Raw genomic sequence first — 16,896 nt, 5'->3', positions numbered from 1 at the left:
GATGAAATGAAAGTCAGGGAAACAGCCCGGCTCGGGTCTCCCCGAGCCGGGCAGCGGTGGCGTCACCGGAGCGGCCAGGGGAGGTCTGCGAAGTCCTGGAGCACACCGCTGGGGAAATTGAGGGACAGCGCCCAGGCAAGCAGAAGGACGAAGCCTGCGGCTGCCGCGGTCATGATGACTGTTGCCAGCCAGCCGGTCTGAGCCCTGACCCTGAGAAAGACGGGAAAGAAGACGAGCAGCGCGAGATAGAAGCCAACCAGCGCTGTCATGGCGACAAGTCCCGTAATCCAGGCCAGTCCGCCCCACAGATTACCCATGCCGTCCTGGCCGACATGGTCGCCGGTCAGTTCGTTGTCGCAGTGGGCGTGATGGCCAGCCTTGGAAAACCAGAGTTGAGGCAGCAGTATCGCACTCATCACTAGGCCGATCAGCGCTACCGATAGAGGGAAGACCTGGGCGAGGAACCCATGGTTCAGGGAGTCCTCGGCGGCGAGCAAAAAGATTGCTGTAATGCCTGCACCAAAGGCTAGCTGCGGCAGACGGCTGGCTTTGTCCGTCAGCTTGTGGATCTGCTGGTCCGAACCGGCGGTGGGCGCGCTCTCATCCACACGGTTGCGAAGCCCGAACCATACAGAAGCAAGGGTCATGAGACCAAGCGCGATAACGCCCGGGCGACCAAGGAAAGCCCATCCGTTGAACTGGAGGGCCTGGTAGAAATAGGTTTCGGCCTGAGGTGCGAGGACATATCCGATCAGCAGAGCAGGTCTTGGCCAACCGAAACGCTTCATCAATACGCCGAGCACGCCAAGCCCGACCAAAGCAACGAGGTCGGCGAGAGAGCGCGTGGCTTGAAATGCCGCAAAGCAGATCAGCACGATCATGAAAGGGGCCAGCTTCTGGAAGGGTATTTGCGTCAGCTTCGAGATCGGCAACGCAAGCAAAAGGCAGATCCCGGCGCCGAAGATGTTGGCAAGGGCCAGCGACCAGATGATGGAATACGTGATGTTGAGGTCCGTGCCGACCATGGAGGGACCAGGCTCAATGCCGAGCAGCACCATGCCGCCGAGGAAAACGGCCATGGCACCGGAGCCAGGGATGCCAAACAGCATCGTGGGTAGGAGCGCGCCGCCCTGCATGGCATTGTTGGCGCTTTCCGGCGCAATCACGCCACGGATATCGCCTTTGCCGAATTGAGGATCCTTTTTGACTGTCTGAACGGCGTGGCCATAGGCAATCCAGTCCACTACGGACCCGCCGAGTCCAGGAATGGCGCCGATGATGCATCCAAACCCCGAACAGCGGATCGAAAGCCAGACATTGGCCCACCAGTCCCGCAATCCCTGAAACCAACCTGCGCCAAGTGCATTGCCCTGTGCAATTGCAGCATTGCGGCGCAGCAGATCGGCGATTTCCGGGATTGCGAAGAAGCCAAGACCGACAATGACCAGAGGAATTCCGTCATAAAGATAGTCGGATCCGAAGATCATCCGGAATTCGCCGGTAGCAGGTGCGCCGCCGATCGAGCCAATGATCAAGCCGACACAGCAGGCCGCAAGACCCTTGGCGAGACTCTTCCCCGCGAGAACGGCGACCATGGAGAGGCCGAATAAGGCCAACATGAAAAGCTCGGCCGATCCGAAAGACAGGATCAGCGGTCGGGCAATAACGACAAAACCTGTCAGGACAATCGCACCGAAGACCCCTCCGAACATGGAGGATATGAAGGCGGCAGAGAGTGCCCGCGCAGCTTGCCCGTTGCGGGCAAGCGGAAAACCATCAAGGACTGTCGCCTGGCTCGCCGACGAGCCGGGTATGCCCATCAGCACCGACGAAAAGGTGTCGGAGGTGGGGATAACGGCGACAAGACCGATAAGCATGGCAAGCGCACTGATCTCGTCCATTCCATAAAGAAACGGAATAAGCAGGGACAGCCCAGCGATGCCGCCCAGACCAGGGATTACCCCGATGACCAGGCCAACCGAGACGCCGATCAGCATGAAGAAAAGGTGTTCAACTGCCAGGAGTGAACCCAAGGCAGACAACAGGGTCTCGATCACGGTTATGACTCCGCGTTTGCCGCGACCAGCGCGACATTGGGTAAATTGTGGGGAGGTGTGAGAAGTGGCGGGTCGCGCTTGCTTAAGGCGACCCGCCTTTCAATCGATCAGTCTTGACCGAGTTTCACGCCGTAGGTCTCAGCCAGCATGTCGGCGACTTGCTTTCGCAACTCAGGTGCCAGATCCGTTGCCTTGTCGAACAGCGCCTGCGCAAGTTCGCCGGTCACCTGCTCATAGGTGCCGAGCACGGCTTCCGCATTGGCCTTATAGTCAGGGTCGGACTTCATGTCTTCGAAGGCCTTCTGGTAGGCGGCAACGATCTCGTCCGGCGTATCCTTGGGCAGGAACACCATCTTCTGAGCCGGAAAGCCGGCAACATAGAAAGCCATATAGGCATCGTAAGCAGGGCCGCTGGGCTTCTGACCTGTCAGCTTCTCATAGGCTTCGGGATATGTTGGCAGGTCGGGGAAGGTCGGATCCCGCACCACATTGCCGGCTGCGTCGAGGACGCCAAGGCTAAAGAGCGGAACCGCCTGACCGGCCTCAACGAGCGGCTGAACGCTCTTCATGTAGGCAGATGAGGTCTGGAAATCGATGTTGACTTCTTCGCGTTCGAAGGCGAGGCGGCCATCTCCGCGCCCCTTGAAGCCGAAGACGTGCTGCACGTTCAGATCCATCGCCCGGAAGCCGAGCAGTGGCACAAGATCAAGCGAAGTCGCGCCCTGGCTCGCATAGACGAGATCCTTGCCCTTGAGCATGCCGATGTCATCAACGCTTTTGAGACCAAGTGTCGGCGTGGTGTAGACTACGCCACCCGTCGGGCTCGCCATCGCGATCTTCCAGTCTTTGTATTCGTAGCGTACGCGCGGATCGCCGAGCAGATAGGGGAACTGCGTGGATGCCGAGGTCCCGAGGATCATCAGACCATCGGGCTTGGCGCGCGCGGCAAACAGGTTGCTCCCCTTGGTCGAGCCGCCGCCCGGTTCGTTGACGACCACCACCACCGGGTTGCCGGGGAGATATTTGCCGAGCAGTTGTGCATTAAAACGGCCCCAGGTGTCAGATCCGCCGCCGGCAGAGAACGGAATGATCCACTCGATCGTCTTGCCCGCGAAATTGACTTCGGCTGCCGCAGGTCCTGCGAGACATGCGGCCAGAAGTCCTGCCATCAGACCCAACGTCGTTCGGCGGCGCAAAGTGTTGTTTAGCATAGTGTTATCCTCCCAATCCGGCGATCTGATCTGCCGGTTTCCACAAAGCTTGCACAGACTTGATTTCTCCTCGCCAAATCTGCTTCTAGCTCTCATAGTGAGTTTTTCTGTCGATAAGCTGTCCGTAAAGGAATTCTACTGCGGTGCGGATCATTCTGGTCTAGGACAACAGGAGCCTGGCAAAAGGCATCGAGGACGCCTTGCGGGATCAAGGTCATGGGGTGGATCATCTCGATGACGGTCTTGCTGCTGACACTTTCCTGCGAACTGAGACCGCCGATGTCGCCATCATCGACATCAATCTTCCTGGTCTGACGGGGATCGAAGTCACCAAACGGATGCGCAGCCGTGGAGACACCACGCCGGTTTTGATGCTCACCGCCATGGGCAAGACGTCCGATCGCGTCGTTGGCCTCGATGCCGGTGCGGATGATTATCTCGTGAAGCCGTTCGAGATGGCCGAACTGATGGCGCGCTTGAGGGCACTCACGCGTCGAAGGCCGCAGCTTATGCCGGAACAGGAACTGATCGGCGACCTCGTTTACGATCGTCAACAGCGCGTCATCATGCACAAGGACAAAAGGATCGATCTGCCCCGGCGCGAACTCGCACTTTTCGAACTGCTGCTTGACCACAAGGGCAAGCTTATGGATCGAGAGAGGATTTTCTCGTCGCTCTATGGCGCGGGAGCTGAAGTGGAAGCCAACGCGATCGAGCTCCTGGTCTCGAGGCTTCGACGGAAACTCGATGGGACGCAAGTGGAAATCAAGACGGCGCGCGGCCTCGGTTATATGCTGAATGTAGGGCCGGCATGAGGCGCCTTTCGCTTCGCTCCAGACTGTTCCTGCTTCTCATTCTGCCTCTGATCGTCATCGCGGGCATCGCTTCCTATGCGCGCTTCGAAGAGGCCCAACGGCTCTCCCAGACGCTTTACGACAACACGCTTCTGGCCGTCGCCTTGACGATCTCGCGCGATGTCGCGATCTCCGAGGGTGACATTCTCACCGAACAGCTTCTGGAAGAATTGACCACCGCTTTGGGCGATCCGGTTTACTATCGCATCACTGGGCCGGGTGGTGGCTTCGTGACTGGCTATTCCGATCCGCCGGACGTGCCGGATGCTTCTGACATACAGAGCGGCAAGCCGTTTTTCTTTGACAGCACATATCTCGGGCTAGAGGTTCGATCCGTCGTTTTGCGGGAATTCCTCAACCAGCCGAGATTACAGGGGTGGATGACCGTCGAGGTCTGGCAGACTGTATCTCAACGCGCCGCCTTGAGCCGTGATCTTCTGTTTCAGAGCATAGCGCTGTTGGCGACCATCATCTTGTCGGCCGCCGTGATCCTCTGGTTCGGGATCAAGCTCGGGCTGAAGCCTCTGCTCGACCTCCAAAATGCGATCAGCCTCAGAACCCCCGATGATCTCAGGCCAATCCGCCGATGGATCCCGGTGGAGCTGCGTCCGCTCGTCCAGACGACCAATTCCTTGTTCGAACGTCTGTCGAAGGCGTTCGAGATCCGTTCGGCATTCATCTCCGATGCCGCGCATCAGCTCCGCAACCCGATCGCCTCGATCGTTACGCAGGCGGAGGCGGCCGTGTCCTCCCCTGACGAGAACACCCTTCGGCAGCGTGTCGCATCCATAGCGCAATCCGCCCGCGCGACCGGCCGGCTCACCAATCAGTTGCTTTCCCTCGAACGCGTGCGCGGGCGAAGTCTGCGGGCCCTATTCGAAGAGACTGATCTCGTTGCTCTCGTTTCGGCCAAAGTTCGCGCCTTTGCAGAGGTCCAGCTCCTCAACGACATCTCAGTCGGCTTTGAAGTCGATGGAATATCAAGGTCAGTTGTTTGCGATCCTGTCATGATTGAAGAGATGATGGCCAATCTGTTGGACAACGCGTTGCGCTACGGTTTGCGCGAAGGCGGCGAGCTGGATGTCATGCTGTCGTTCTCAAAGGAAGAGGTTGCCATCGTCGTGGAGGACGACGGTCCCGGGATCAATGAAGAACTTCGGGACAGGGTCTTTGACCGCTTCTTTCGAGCCGATCTCGACTTTGGCGATGGCTGTGGCCTGGGGCTTGCCATCGTTGCCGATATCGCCGAAGCGCATGGAGGGAATTCCCTATGCGTCTCTTCCCAAAAGGGCGCACGTTTCGAGATCCGTTTGCCTTTAGATCAGCATTAGTCATTGCTCGCGCGTTCAACAGGCGCGGTCAGTTGTGGCATCACCTTCTCAAACAGGAACCCTTCGTCGTCAAACAGGTCACCGGGATACGAGTCAGGTCGCCCGGTACAACTCCGGACAGGATGCGTGGCAAGCCGAGATCTTTCAGGCCTGTTCGGGCAGATCCCAGAAGGTGACGGTGCAGTAAGCAAGATGACTTGGCGGCTCGTACTGAAAAGCGAAGCAGAGATCAGGCAAATTGCTACCGCCCAGATCGATCCGACGAAGGAAGCCGCCGCCGTGTTAGGCGGAAGCGGCAACTGCCTCCTCCTACAGTCGCAACCGTTGGATCCGGTTTCTGATTGATCGGGACGATAAAGCATCGACCACAAGGTGGGCGGGAGACCGTGAGAGCTATGAGGCAGTCAACCGCATATCGCCCGGAAACGCGGTCAAATTCTGCTGGCTCAGTATCGGAATGAGGGTCCCCAGCCAATCTTACGAGACCCAATTGAGCACGACGGATGACCTGAAAAACAGATGTCGTAAGTGCTCAAGTTGTTGAGAAGACGTCGCATTTTTCTGTGAGAAACAGCCGCCAAATCTACGCGGAAAACCGACCTAAATTGGCCCGCCTGGAGAACCTGGATTCTCACATTATTTCAGATGCTTAGCAAAATTGCCTTTGATTTCCCTATGTTTTCCTGCCGCGAGCGACCGTGGATGCCATGTTTGTGCCCTGGCTTTGGGCTGACGTCAACATGGCGGGAGAGCGGCAATAATTTCCGCTCGGGAGCGCCAAGCTGGAGGTGAGGTGAGCGTTTTCGGGGGAGGGGCAGCTATGTGCCGCCATATTGGACGACGGGGCATCCGCTGGCGGTGCCCGAAAGCGGAATCGAGGCCATAGCGGCCTCATCTCGCCAACGAGCTAGGGCTCTAGGCCAGGTGGTGGCCCAACTCAAGACCGGCACAATTCTCTCCGCTCCCAGCGATACTGCCAACTATTGCGTTCGTGTGGTGATTTCAGACCTGGTGAGACTATCGGACGGCACTTCTGACAGGTGCATCCCGGCAGCACTTCATTGCGCCTTCAGCCGTAACCGGTCGGTCACAAGCTCCATCACAAGCACGATTACGAAGATTACCAGGATGATGGTGGAAGCATTACGGTACTGGAAGAGATCGAATGCCACCTTGAGCTCCTGGCCGATCCCACCGGCACCAACGAGGCCGAGAACGACTGACGAGCGGACCGCCTTTTCCAACGCGAACTGCGAAGTGTTGATCAAGGACGGCATGACATCGGGGATGACCGCGCCGGAGAGGACGGAAAAGCGGCCGGCGCCGGCGGAAAATAGCGCTTCCTGCGGCTCCTTGTCGGCATCCTCGATCGCTTCGGCGAAGAAGCGGCCGCAAAAGCCAATCGTGTCGATGATGATGGTCATGGTGCCGGCGACTGCGCCAAGGCCGATGGAGGCGACGAAAAGGAGCGCCCAGACCATGTCAGGCACCGTGCGGAACAGCGAGATCATCACTTTGAAGACATGCCGGAAGGGTCCGATCGGCGACAGCGTGCGCGAGGCAAGCCAAGCGATCGGCAGGCTCAGTAGCACACCGATGACGGTGCCGACGAAGGCGATCTGCAAGGTCTCGATCGTACGCCAGGTGACGCGCATCAGGAAACCGGGTTCCAGGCTCGGCGGCAGCATGCGCTCGATCAGGTTTGCCATTCTCGGAGCGCCGTTGATCAACTGGTTCGGTGTCGGCGCGACCTGCGTGGCCGAGACGATCAAGAGCGCACCAAGAGCGACCAGAACGGCAAAGGCAAAGGGCGAGGCACGGAAGAAACGGGCAGGCACAGCATCACGCATGGAAGACACCATCCAGGCGTTCGCGGTCTACATCGGCAACCGGGAGATCGAAATGTATGCGGCCGGCCTTCAGCGCGACGATGCGGTCGGCGAAGCTCAGCGCATGATCCATGTCGTGGGTCGTATAGACCAGCGTGATGCCCTTTTCGCGGACGAGGTCGGAGAACAGCGCCATCATGTCGCGGCCCGCCGTCGGATCGAGGCTGGCAGCCGGCTCGTCGGCGATCATCAGCCTGGGCTTGCGCACCAGCGCGCGGGCGATGGCGACGCGCTGCGCCTGACCGCCCGAAAGTTGGTCGGCGCGTGCCGTCGCCTTGTGCGAGAGCTTCACCTGGTCGAGCGCATCCATCGCCTCTTCGCGACTTTCTCGCTCGGCAATCGCCTGATGCCAGGCGCGCCAGGTGCCGGGCAGCCCGAGTTTGCCGTGGACGACATTGGTCAGCACCGACTGCCGACGGACGAGGCCATGATTCTGGAAGACGAAGCCGATCTGCTGGCGCATGCGCTTGAGTTGCGACCCGTTCGGCGCGCGGCAAAAGGATTCGCCAAGCGTCGAGATCTCACCATCGCAGAATGGCGTGTGGCCTATCAGGCATTTGAGCAGCGTCGACTTGCCCACTCCGTTGGCGCCGACCAGCGCCACGCGCTCGCCGCCCCGGATGCGGATATCGACGCCGGAAAACACCGGCTTCCCGTTGGCATAACCCTTCTTCAGGCCCTGTGTGCTGATAACGTCCATGGCGGTCTTCTTTCTGCGGATATGGCGAGGGGTCGGCGCTGATGGCGCCGACCCGTTCGCTGGCTCGGGGAAATCCGTTCAGTTGACGAAGTCGTTGAAGGTGTCGACGCCGATCGTGCGATACATCGAGCGGACGTAATCGTAGTCGCTGTCCTTCACGTCGGTCAGGAAGAAGCCACCCTTGAACTTCTGATTGTCTTCGCCCTGGAGAACAGCAGCCATGATGTCGGTGCCCTTTTCGGTGAAGGCCGTGCGGATCTTTGCGACGGTCTCCTCGGCCAGGTCTTTGCGGGCAACGAGAATGTCGTTCGGCAGATCACGGCCGCGGGCGACCACGGCAAAGGCGACATCCGGGAAGGCTTCGCGGACGGAGGCAAGATGTCCGAAGTTAAGGCCGATAGCGGCGATGTCGCCACGGATCAGCGCTTCTGCGGCAACGTTGCGGGCGAGGATGACGGGTTCGTAGTCCTCATTGTATTTGAGGCCGTAGTCGGTGAGCGTCTGGGCCGGCCCAAGATGCTGAGAGGTCGAGCCGACCGAGCCGAAGGACACCTTCGTGCCCTTGAGATCATCGACCGTACGGATCGGACCATTGGCGAGGACGGCGATCTGGGCGAAGTAGTCCGGACGCTGCCAGGCGACGACGATCTGCGGCTGTGCAAGCTCCTTCATGACGACATATTCGGCAGGGCCTGTGAGGACGAGGTCAACCTGACCGGAATTCATTGCCTCGACCGCTGCGGTGCGCGAGCTTACCGGGAAGAGCTCGACTTCGAGGCCGGTCGCCTGTTCGAGGGCCTTTTCAAAGCCGCCGAATTCCTGCTGCAGGGCTTCCAGGCCCTCAATATCGGTGACGGCGAACTTGACGCTTTCGGCTGCGGCTGGCGCCAGCGAGACGAGAGAGATTGCACAGGCTGCGAGAAGGGAACGGATCATGATATCTTCCTTTGCTGTATAGACAGGAGCATCTTCTGCGACTATCCCTAGCGGCAAGACGTGACGGGCACGTGACAGTCTGACGGCCCGATGGCGAAAAACGGAACAGAGAGAGACGGATGAACTGGACCATTCGCAACGGCACCGTGCTGGGCCCTGACAGGCTCGAACACACCGACCTCTTCATCGAAGGCGGCATGCTGTCGAACAGGGCCAATGGAGGCCCCGAACTCGACGCTTCAGGCCTGCTTGTCCTGCCGGGCATCGTCGACATCCACGGCGACGGCTTCGAGCGGCAGATCATGCCGCGGCCGGGCGTACGCTTCGACGTCGGTCTCGCGCTGCGCGACACCGACAGGCAGCTGGTGGCCAATGGCATCACCACCGCCTTTCATGGCGTGACGGTGTCCTGGGAGCCCGGCCTCCGTTCGCTGCAGGCTGCCGGCGACTTCGTCACCGCGCTTGACGCCGCCCGGCCGCATCTGGCCTGCGACACACGCCTGCACCTGCGCTGGGAAACCTTCGCACTCGATGCCCTGCCGCAGGTCAGCCAATGGCTGTCGCTCGACCCGAAGCCGCTCGTGGCCTTCAACGACCACACGACGGGATCGGTGCTGAAGGGCACGATCGCCCGCAAGATCGGCCAGATGGCCGAGCGCTCCGGCCTGTCGCGCGACGACTACATGGCACTGCTCGACGACGTCTGGGCGCGGCGCGGCGAAGTGGCAGGCGCTATCGAACAACTGGCGGCAGCGGCACGCGACAACGGCAATGTCCTACTCGCGCATGACGAAGCGTCGCCCGAAGAGCGCCGTCATTTCCGGGCACTGGGTGCCGTGTCGTCGGAGTTTCCGCTGACGCTCGAGACGGCTGCCGAAGCCCGCGCAGTCGGCGAGCATGTCATCCTCGGCGCGCCAAACGTGGTGCGCGGCGGCAGCCACAACGGAGCGCTTGACGCAACGACGGCAATCCGCGACGGGCTCTGCACCGTGCTTGCCTCCGACTACCACTATCCGTCACCACTGCATGCAGCCTTCCGGCTGGCATCCCCTGATGATGCTGACTTCGCCAAGGTCTGGCAGCTCGTGTCAGCCAATGCCGCAGCCGCTGCGGGACTTGAGGATCGGGGGCGCCTCGAGGAGGGAAAACGCGCCGACGTCATCCTCGTCGATGCGAAGGACATGCGCCACCCGAAGGTGGTGGCGACCTTCGTCGGCGGTCGGCTGGTCTACTCGGCACATACGCTGATAGAGACCGAATCCACGATTGCCTCAGCCGCCGCCTGAACCGGAAATCATCATGCTCGACACGCCCGAAATCCCTCTCGCCACCTTTGAGGGCCTGGTCTTTGGACCACGCAGCGACATGCCGATATGGCAGCAGATCCGCGACCATATCCTTGGCCTGATCGAAGGCGGAGCCTTGAGGCCAGGCAGCCAATTGCCCGGCGAAACGCATTTGGCGGCAAGCCTCGGCGTCACCCGCATCACGCTGCGCCAGGCGCTCCAGCAGTTGCAAGCCGAAGGACACCTGACGGCGCGCAAGGGTGTGGGCATCTTTGTGCGCAGCCCGCCAGCAATCTTCTCTGTCCGCGATGGGCATCCATTCCGTGAGAACATCGAGACCCACAGCGCCCCCATCACCACCGACACACGCTTTGTACGGCGCGAACTGGCGACTGCCGAACTCGCGGCGCGGTTGCGCATTGCCGAGGGAGCGGGCATCATCCACCTACGGCGTCTGCGGCTGCTTGGCGACCAGCCAGTCTACGTGAACGACAAGCACTTTCCCGCCGACCGGTTTCCCGATTTCGAGGCACTCTATACTGAACGCCAATCGGTGACGGATGTCTTCCGCGCCAGTGGCATCGCCGCCTTCCGAAGGGTCGAGACCCGGATTAGCGGCGGCTTCTCGTCGGCGGACGAGGCCGAGAACCTGCGACTGACGCCGGGAACGCCGGTGTTTCACCTGAACGCCCGCAACGAGGACGACAAGGGCCGCACGATTGAGTGGACATCTGGCTGCTGGCCGCTGATGTCCGTTGAATTCGTTTTTGGAGCCCCGACGAAGTAGCGCCAGGCGTTTGGTGACGTTTGCGGCTCCCAGAGCGGTGGGCAAAGACACACGGCTTTTAGACGGTCACGCGAATTTCGCTGATGTCGGGAAGAACCCGCAAACCGACCACTTGACGTTCGGGGATTGATGTCCGCGTTTCGGCCGAACTTAGGCAACTTTATCTGATGCGCAAAAATGTCGCCTTGACCCTAGCGGTACTCCAGCAACGGACATTCTTCTTTCGGCCCCGTGAATACTGCGCTAGCGGGTCCCCAGCCAATCTTGGGAGGCCCGCTGCGCACGACGGATGGCCAGAATAACAGCAGCCGGAATTGCTCAAGTTGTTGAGAAGGCGTCGCTTTTTTCTGTGAGAAATAGTCGCTGATTTTCAGCGAAAAACCGGCCTAAAATGGCCTGCCTGGAGAACCTGAATTTTCACATGATTTCAAAGACTTAGAAATTTCGCCTTTGATTTTCCTCTGTTTTCCTGCCGTAAGCGACCGTGGATGCCATCTTTGTGCCCTGGCTTTGGGCCGACGTCAACATGGCGGAGGAGCGGCAATTATTTCCGCTCGGGAGCGCCAAGCCGGAGGCCAGGTGAGTACTTACGCGGGGTAGCTAAGCGTCTTCATTACGGTCGTTCGCCAGGTTAATTCACGGCTTCTAAAGCCGCAGCTTTACGCGGCACGTCAGCGGCGTTTTTTGCGGAGGCGCTAAAACAAATAGGGACGGAAGCGGTGATTTAGTCCGCAGGCGGGTTCACAAGCTGATGTGACTGTCTCCTTTGGCTCGCTGGTTTCGCAGGCCCGCATTTGGGTTATTGTTCTGGCGGCGGGAGGGAGAGTTCACATTCGAAGCCCGTACGCCCCTCAGGCAGAACCACAGTCCTCAAGCTCATCGAGCCGCTCATCTGAGCCACCAGTTTTTCGACGATCGCAAGACCGAGACCGGCTCCAGGCTTACTCGTATGGCCGCGCCTGAAGCGCGCTCGGTAAACATTAAGGTCTGGATCGAGTGGAACGGAAACGGCATTGGTCACCGTGATGCGCCCATCCGCGAAGATGGCGATCGTGACGGGCTGTTCGGCATCGCCGTAACGAGCTGCGTTTTCCAGAAGGTTGTTGAAGGCAATGGCGAAGGCGTCTGGGTCGATTGCTCGTACGAGGCCCAGCAACCCGGGTTCCGGCCGCAACTCGATCATCGCGGTTGGATGCGAGCGCTGGAAGGTCTCGACAAGCAGCTTTACGAGGGCGAGCAAATCAACCGGAGTACTAGATAATCCGACGCCTGCCTCCGCGCGGGAGAGCTGCAGTAGTTTCTCCAGCATCAGCGACAGGCGGCGGAGCGCTTCCAGCACGCGATGCGACCGCGACCGGTCATCCGGCTCGTTTAGTTGATCTGCCAGCAGCTCCATCTGGGCGAGTGCACCGGCGAGTGGCGTTCGAAGTTCATGGGCGCTGTTGGCGGCAAGCTCCCGTTCGGCTTGTAGCGCGAGCTTTAGGCGTCCGAGAAGCGTGTTGACCGAGCCCGGTATCGTCGCGATTTCTGTCGGAAGCCCAAACAAAGCGATGGGTTCGAGGTTGTTGCCATCGCGTCTACTGATCGCGTCCCGCAGTTCATTGACCGGCCTTGTCGCCCGCACGACGACCCAGCGGATTGCGAACATGCCGAGCGGAAGCAGAAGGAGGATCGGCAGCAACAGCGTCAAGGCGCTTTCAAGCGTCGCCTCGCGTCGATGCGCGAGCGAGTCCGCCACCTGGACGAAGAGCGTATCGCTGACCGCCGCGATGGTGAAGATCCGTCTGTCATCGCCGCTCCAGAAGCCGGGCAAGAGCGGTGCGGCATAAGGTTCAGCTCCGACATTGTGCGAATGGAGAAGCACCCTTCCGGAGGCATCGCGCACCTGATAGGTCAGGTATTCGTCTGTTGCGCCAGGATTGAGCGCCGCCACCTGGTCCGGCCCTTTGCCGATGTCGCGACGGAAAAAATCGTCGATGACGAGAGGGGCGAGGCGTTCCGTGGTCTCCTGCAGCGCGCTGTCAAACACTTCATCGAATTCAGCACGCATGACGTGAATGGAGAGTCCGACCGCGATCGTCCAGAATAGCACGAGCAGGACCGACAGAGAAAGGACAAGGCGTCCGGAAAGGCTTCGGGTCTCAACTCGCATCGGCGGAAATCCTGTAGCCGACACCGCGCACGGTCTCGATCGCATCCTTGCCCAGCTTTCGGCGCAAGCGGCTGACATAGACTTCGACCGTGTTGCTCTCGACCTCCGCCCCAAAGGCGTAAAGCGCTTCCTCGATCTGGGCCTTCGACACGATGGCGCGTTTGCGGGCGATCAGCCTGTCGAGCACGGCCCATTCGCGGGAGGAGAGAAGGATTTCCGCACCGTCCCCAGCCGCAATCCGCCGCTCGGAAGGGTAAACTCCGATGCCTGCGATGGTGAGATCGGGCAGCTTGTGCGTGCCGTAGCGTCGCGATACGGCGTGAATACGGGCCTGGAGCTCGCCGAGATCGACAGGTTTGACAAGATAGTCGTCGGCCCCGGCATTCAATCCGGCAATGCGATCGGACACCTGGTCGTGGGCCGTCATGATGATGACAGGCATCTCATCGCGGCGGGCCCGCAGAGCCTTCAGAATACCGAGCCCGCTCCCATCCGGCAGCCTGAGATCGAGGAGCACGAGATCATAGGCTGCTGCTTGAAGGCTCGCCTCGGCCTCGTCACACGAGAGCGCCAAGTCCACGGCATGGCCCTGGCGGTGCACGTATGTCTTCACCGCATCGCCGAGCATTTCATCGTCTTCGACCAGCAAGACCCGCATTCATTTTCCCCTGTCAAAGAGATCGAGATCTCTTGTCGCGCACGAAACTGACAGCCCGCTGAACCGCCCGCAAGGTCTGAGCTCGCCCTTCAGGTGGCTGTCAGCTTGCGGGTCGATCCTCCCCTCGTGTCCAACACCAGGAAAGGAACACATTCCATGCAGAAGATCATCATCGCTCTCGGCCTCGCAGCTGCCTTTGGCGGCACCGCACTTGCTTCCGAAAAATGCAATGTCGCCATGGCCGACTGGAAGCCGCGCGAGGCGCTGCAAACCAAGCTTGAAGGCGAAGGCTGGAAGGTCCGCTCGATCAAGACCGAAGACGGCTGCTATGAAGCCTATGCCATCAATGCCGAAGGCAAGAAGGTCGAAGCCTATTTTGACCCGCAGACCCTCCAGTCGGTCGACATGAAGATCGAGGACTGATCGATGACGTCGACAGTCAAGGTCTGGGATCGTCCGGTCAGGCTCTTTCACTGGAGCCTCGTGGGCAGTGTCGCCTTGTGCTGGTTGACGGCGGACGAGTTGCAAAGCCTGCACGAGGTGGCAGGCTATGCGGCCGCCGGCCTGATTGGCCTGCGGCTCATTCTCGGCATAGCCGGGACGCGCTACGCCCGTTTCAGCCAGTTCATCCGCTCGCCGAAGCGCACGCTGCATTACGCCGGCGACATGCTTCGCCACAAGGAGGCCCGATATCTCGGCCACAACCCGCTCGGGGCCGCCATGGTGGTCGTGTTGCTTCTGATGGTCGGTGGCATCGCGCTCACCGGCTGGATGCAGACGACGGATGCCTATTGGGGCATTGAATGGGTCGAGGAGACACATGAAGCGCTCGCTCAATTGCTGCTGGTGGCCATCGCTGTCCACGTGGTGGGCGTCATTCATGCCAGCCTCCGGCATCATGAAAACCTTGCGCTTGCCATGTTCACCGGGCGCAAACGCGCACCGGACGGCGGCGATATTCTCTGAAAGAGAAGCCCCAACGAAACAAAGGACGCCGCAAACCGCGGCGTCCTTGTCTGTCGTGAGTAGGCTTGATGGGTTTGATGGGTTTGATGGACCGAATCTCTGAAGTGCCCCTCAAGACGAGACTCTGCTGCGGCAGGCTGCAAAAATGTCGAGGGCCGGGTCATAGACCGCAGTCTTCACCTGCATCAGGCCGAGCACACTGTGGAAGAGGTTGTCGTGCGAATGGGGCAAATCCGCCTTGGATGTGAGGCACGGTTTGTCGATGCCGGTCGACTGTCGAAGGTCGGGTGACGTCCAGAGAACAAGCGGAACATGGGTCTGTTCGGCTGGCGCAAACATATACGGCGCGCCGTGCAGATAGAGACCGTTTTCGCCCAGCGACTCGCCATGGTCAGACATGTAGATCATCGCCGTATCCAGCGTTTTGGCATGGGTGCTCAGCTTGTCGATTACCTCGGAGAGAATATGGTCGGTGTAGAGCAGGGCGTTGTCATAGGCGTTCCTGATGGTCTCCGGCGTACAGGCATCAAAGTTTGCCGAGCGGCAATCCGGCACGAATTTGCGGAACTCGTCGGGATAGCGGAGATAATAGGCGGGGCCGTGATTGCCGAGCTGGTGGAGGACCAGAACGGCGTCGCCATCCACCTTGTCCAGCCAGGCATCGAGGCCGTCGACCAGGATTTGGTCCAGACACTCACCGCCATGGCAGAAACGCGGATCGTTCGATTTGAAGAAATCGGTCTTCTGGATTCGATCGGCGACATGTTTGTCGCCGGTGTTGTTGTCCCACCATTCGGTCTTGATGCCGGCATGGGTGAGGACATCCATCAGGTCCTCTGTCGCCAAGGCTTTTGCGTGCGAGTAGTCCCGTCGACCATAGACCGAAAACATGCAGGGCACTGAGACAGCCGTCGCCGTTCCGCAGCTAGAAGTGTCGCTGAAATAGGTGATGTCGCGCTTCGAAAGCTGAGGGTTCGTCGGGCGCTCGTAGCCGCCGAGCTGGAAACTCTGCGCCCGCGCGGTTTCGCCAACGACGATGATCGTGACGCGTGGTCGGCGGCCATTGGCCGGCAGAGCATCCAAAACCCTGGCATCGGTACCGATCGGCTGGAGAACAATCGCTTGCTCGCGTGATCGTCCAATCAGGAAGCTGGCCGCGCTTCCGACCGGAAAGATCGGGTTCAGCGTTCGGAACCAGTCACGGTGCTCACGGGTGCTGAAGATGAATGTGCCGCTGTTCGAGAGGCCAGCACCAGCAAATACCAGCAGAGACGGCGCGATGATCATCAGATTGACTATGAATTTTTTGAGGAGTGGACGGTGCACGACCTCGACCCAGGCGATGAACAGCGAGGGCAGGATACCAAAGAGCCCCATATGAAGGACAAAGGCACCGGTCATCAGGTGGCCGGCCTCGGCCGTGTTGGTCTCGGCCGCGTTGCGGATCATCTCAGTGTCGACGATCACGCCGAAACGATCCATGAACCACGCACTCGCCACGCTGGTGATCACCATGAGGATCAGGGCCGGCTTGATCAGGTATTTGGCTGAGAACGTGACGGTCAGCGCGACAAAGGCGGCCAAAAGACCGACCGCCAGCCCAACAAGCGCGAAGCCTTGCCCCTGGAGGTAGAGGAAGGACTTGCCCCAGAAAGTCCCGTTCATGAAAAACAGCAGATAGACTGCGGTGAGTATGCTCAGCCATTCGCTGCGCAAGCGCGGTCTGAACTTCAAAAGCGTCTTCAACAAGCCCGCTTCCTTTCGTGCATGGATCCCAAGATCCGATGCACTGCCGTGCAAAGCTGACAGACACCTGAACGTTGCTTATGGAGGAATGCGTTCTCGACGGTCAGCCAGATCAGCTTCGAGCCCAGCAGTATGCCCAGGCCCCCCTGCCGTAATGATTTCTGCTATGCGCCTCCATTTCGGTCGTTCGGTCTTCATTGCCCTCGCCTGGCAGCGGACACAGCGCGGGAGTGGCATCACGCCGCATTCCCGACTTTTGGCATCGACTACGGCAGAGACCATGACGTCGGCGACAAACGCTGCTGGCACAAAGGCACAGTGAA

The 16,896-nt window shown here is 59.9% G+C and carries 15 protein-coding genes; 7 read left to right on the top strand and 8 right to left on the bottom strand.

What is annotated here, in order from left to right:
* Nucleotides 1–62 precede the first annotated feature (62 nt).
* Complete coding sequence (locus tag BSY240_RS09415; RefSeq protein WP_150127440.1) at nucleotides 63–2,057, bottom strand: tripartite tricarboxylate transporter permease; 1,995 nt, start codon at nucleotides 2,055–2,057, stop codon at nucleotides 63–65.
* A gap of 107 nt (nucleotides 2,058–2,164) precedes the next feature.
* Entirely contained in the window at nucleotides 2,165–3,268 is a 1,104-nt protein-coding gene (locus tag BSY240_RS09410; RefSeq protein WP_069042117.1) for a tripartite tricarboxylate transporter substrate-binding protein, read from the bottom strand.
* Nucleotides 3,269–3,468: 200 nt separating this feature from the next.
* Between BSY240_RS09410 and BSY240_RS09405 the strand changes: the two genes are divergently transcribed.
* The 3 genes from BSY240_RS09405 (at nucleotide 3,469) to BSY240_RS09395 (ending at nucleotide 5,798) form a co-directional block, all read left to right on the top strand.
* A complete protein-coding gene (locus tag BSY240_RS09405; protein WP_210183771.1) occupies nucleotides 3,469–4,083 on the top strand; it encodes a response regulator transcription factor in 615 nt (204 codons plus the stop codon).
* Nucleotides 4,080–5,453, top strand: a complete 1,374-nt coding sequence (locus tag BSY240_RS09400; RefSeq protein ID WP_069042115.1) for a sensor histidine kinase — start codon at nucleotides 4,080–4,082, stop codon at nucleotides 5,451–5,453. Before BSY240_RS09405 ends, BSY240_RS09400 begins: the two co-directional genes overlap by 4 nt.
* 126 nt (nucleotides 5,454–5,579) lie before the next feature.
* Nucleotides 5,580–5,798, top strand: a complete 219-nt coding sequence (locus tag BSY240_RS09395) for a hypothetical protein (RefSeq protein WP_069042114.1) — start codon at nucleotides 5,580–5,582, stop codon at nucleotides 5,796–5,798.
* 713 nt (nucleotides 5,799–6,511) lie between these two features.
* On the opposite strand, the gene phnE is transcribed toward BSY240_RS09395, so the two are convergent.
* The 3 genes from phnE to BSY240_RS09380 form a co-directional block, all read right to left on the bottom strand.
* Complete coding sequence (gene phnE / locus BSY240_RS09390; RefSeq protein WP_171901562.1) at nucleotides 6,512–7,303, bottom strand: phosphonate ABC transporter, permease protein PhnE; 792 nt, start codon at nucleotides 7,301–7,303, stop codon at nucleotides 6,512–6,514.
* Nucleotides 7,296–8,042: a phosphonate ABC transporter ATP-binding protein gene (locus BSY240_RS09385; RefSeq protein WP_054148731.1), complete on the bottom strand. Its 747-nt coding sequence runs from the start codon at nucleotides 8,040–8,042 to the stop codon at nucleotides 7,296–7,298. Before BSY240_RS09385 ends, phnE begins: the two co-directional genes overlap by 8 nt.
* Nucleotides 8,043–8,120: 78 nt before the next feature.
* Nucleotides 8,121–8,978, bottom strand: a complete 858-nt coding sequence (locus tag BSY240_RS09380) for a PhnD/SsuA/transferrin family substrate-binding protein (RefSeq protein ID WP_054148732.1) — start codon at nucleotides 8,976–8,978, stop codon at nucleotides 8,121–8,123.
* Between the two features lie 119 nt (nucleotides 8,979–9,097).
* On the opposite strand from BSY240_RS09380, the gene BSY240_RS09375 reads away from it, so the two are divergent.
* Entirely contained in the window at nucleotides 9,098–10,264 is a 1,167-nt protein-coding gene (locus BSY240_RS09375) for an alpha-D-ribose 1-methylphosphonate 5-triphosphate diphosphatase (RefSeq protein WP_069042113.1), read from the top strand.
* A 13-nt stretch (nucleotides 10,265–10,277) separates the two neighbouring features.
* On the top strand, nucleotides 10,278–11,051 hold the full coding sequence (gene phnF, locus BSY240_RS09370; protein ID WP_054148733.1) for a phosphonate metabolism transcriptional regulator PhnF: 774 nt from the start codon (nucleotides 10,278–10,280) through the stop codon (nucleotides 11,049–11,051).
* Between the two features lie 799 nt (nucleotides 11,052–11,850).
* Here the strand turns inward: phnF and BSY240_RS09365 are convergent.
* Nucleotides 11,851–13,203 carry a sensor histidine kinase gene (locus BSY240_RS09365; RefSeq protein WP_069042112.1) on the bottom strand — a complete coding sequence of 451 codons (1,353 nt, stop codon included), beginning with the start codon at nucleotides 13,201–13,203 and terminating at the stop codon, nucleotides 11,851–11,853.
* Nucleotides 13,193–13,861 (bottom strand): response regulator transcription factor, encoded by a 669-nt coding sequence (locus BSY240_RS09360; RefSeq protein WP_069042111.1) that lies wholly within the window; start codon nucleotides 13,859–13,861, stop codon nucleotides 13,193–13,195. Before BSY240_RS09360 ends, BSY240_RS09365 begins: the two co-directional genes overlap by 11 nt.
* A gap of 156 nt (nucleotides 13,862–14,017) precedes the next feature.
* Between BSY240_RS09360 and BSY240_RS09355 the strand changes: the two genes are divergently transcribed.
* On the top strand, nucleotides 14,018–14,284 hold the full coding sequence (locus BSY240_RS09355) for a PepSY domain-containing protein (RefSeq protein WP_054148736.1): 267 nt from the start codon (nucleotides 14,018–14,020) through the stop codon (nucleotides 14,282–14,284).
* A 3-nt stretch (nucleotides 14,285–14,287) separates the two neighbouring features.
* Nucleotides 14,288–14,827 carry a cytochrome b/b6 domain-containing protein gene (locus BSY240_RS09350; protein ID WP_069042110.1) on the top strand — a complete coding sequence of 180 codons (540 nt, stop codon included), beginning with the start codon at nucleotides 14,288–14,290 and terminating at the stop codon, nucleotides 14,825–14,827.
* Nucleotides 14,828–14,938: 111 nt separating this feature from the next.
* Here BSY240_RS09350 and BSY240_RS09345 read toward each other — a convergent pair whose 3' ends face one another.
* On the bottom strand, nucleotides 14,939–16,600 hold the full coding sequence (locus BSY240_RS09345) for a phosphoethanolamine transferase (protein WP_236759363.1): 1,662 nt from the start codon (nucleotides 16,598–16,600) through the stop codon (nucleotides 14,939–14,941).
* Nucleotides 16,601–16,896: the final 296 nt, after the last annotated feature.

The sequence above is a fragment of the Agrobacterium sp. RAC06 genome, from assembly GCF_001713475.1.
In the GTDB taxonomy this organism is placed as follows: Bacteria; Pseudomonadota; Alphaproteobacteria; order Rhizobiales; family Rhizobiaceae; genus Allorhizobium.
Note: the sequence above shows the minus strand (reverse complement) of the source record. Positions and strands in the feature narration are given on the sequence as shown.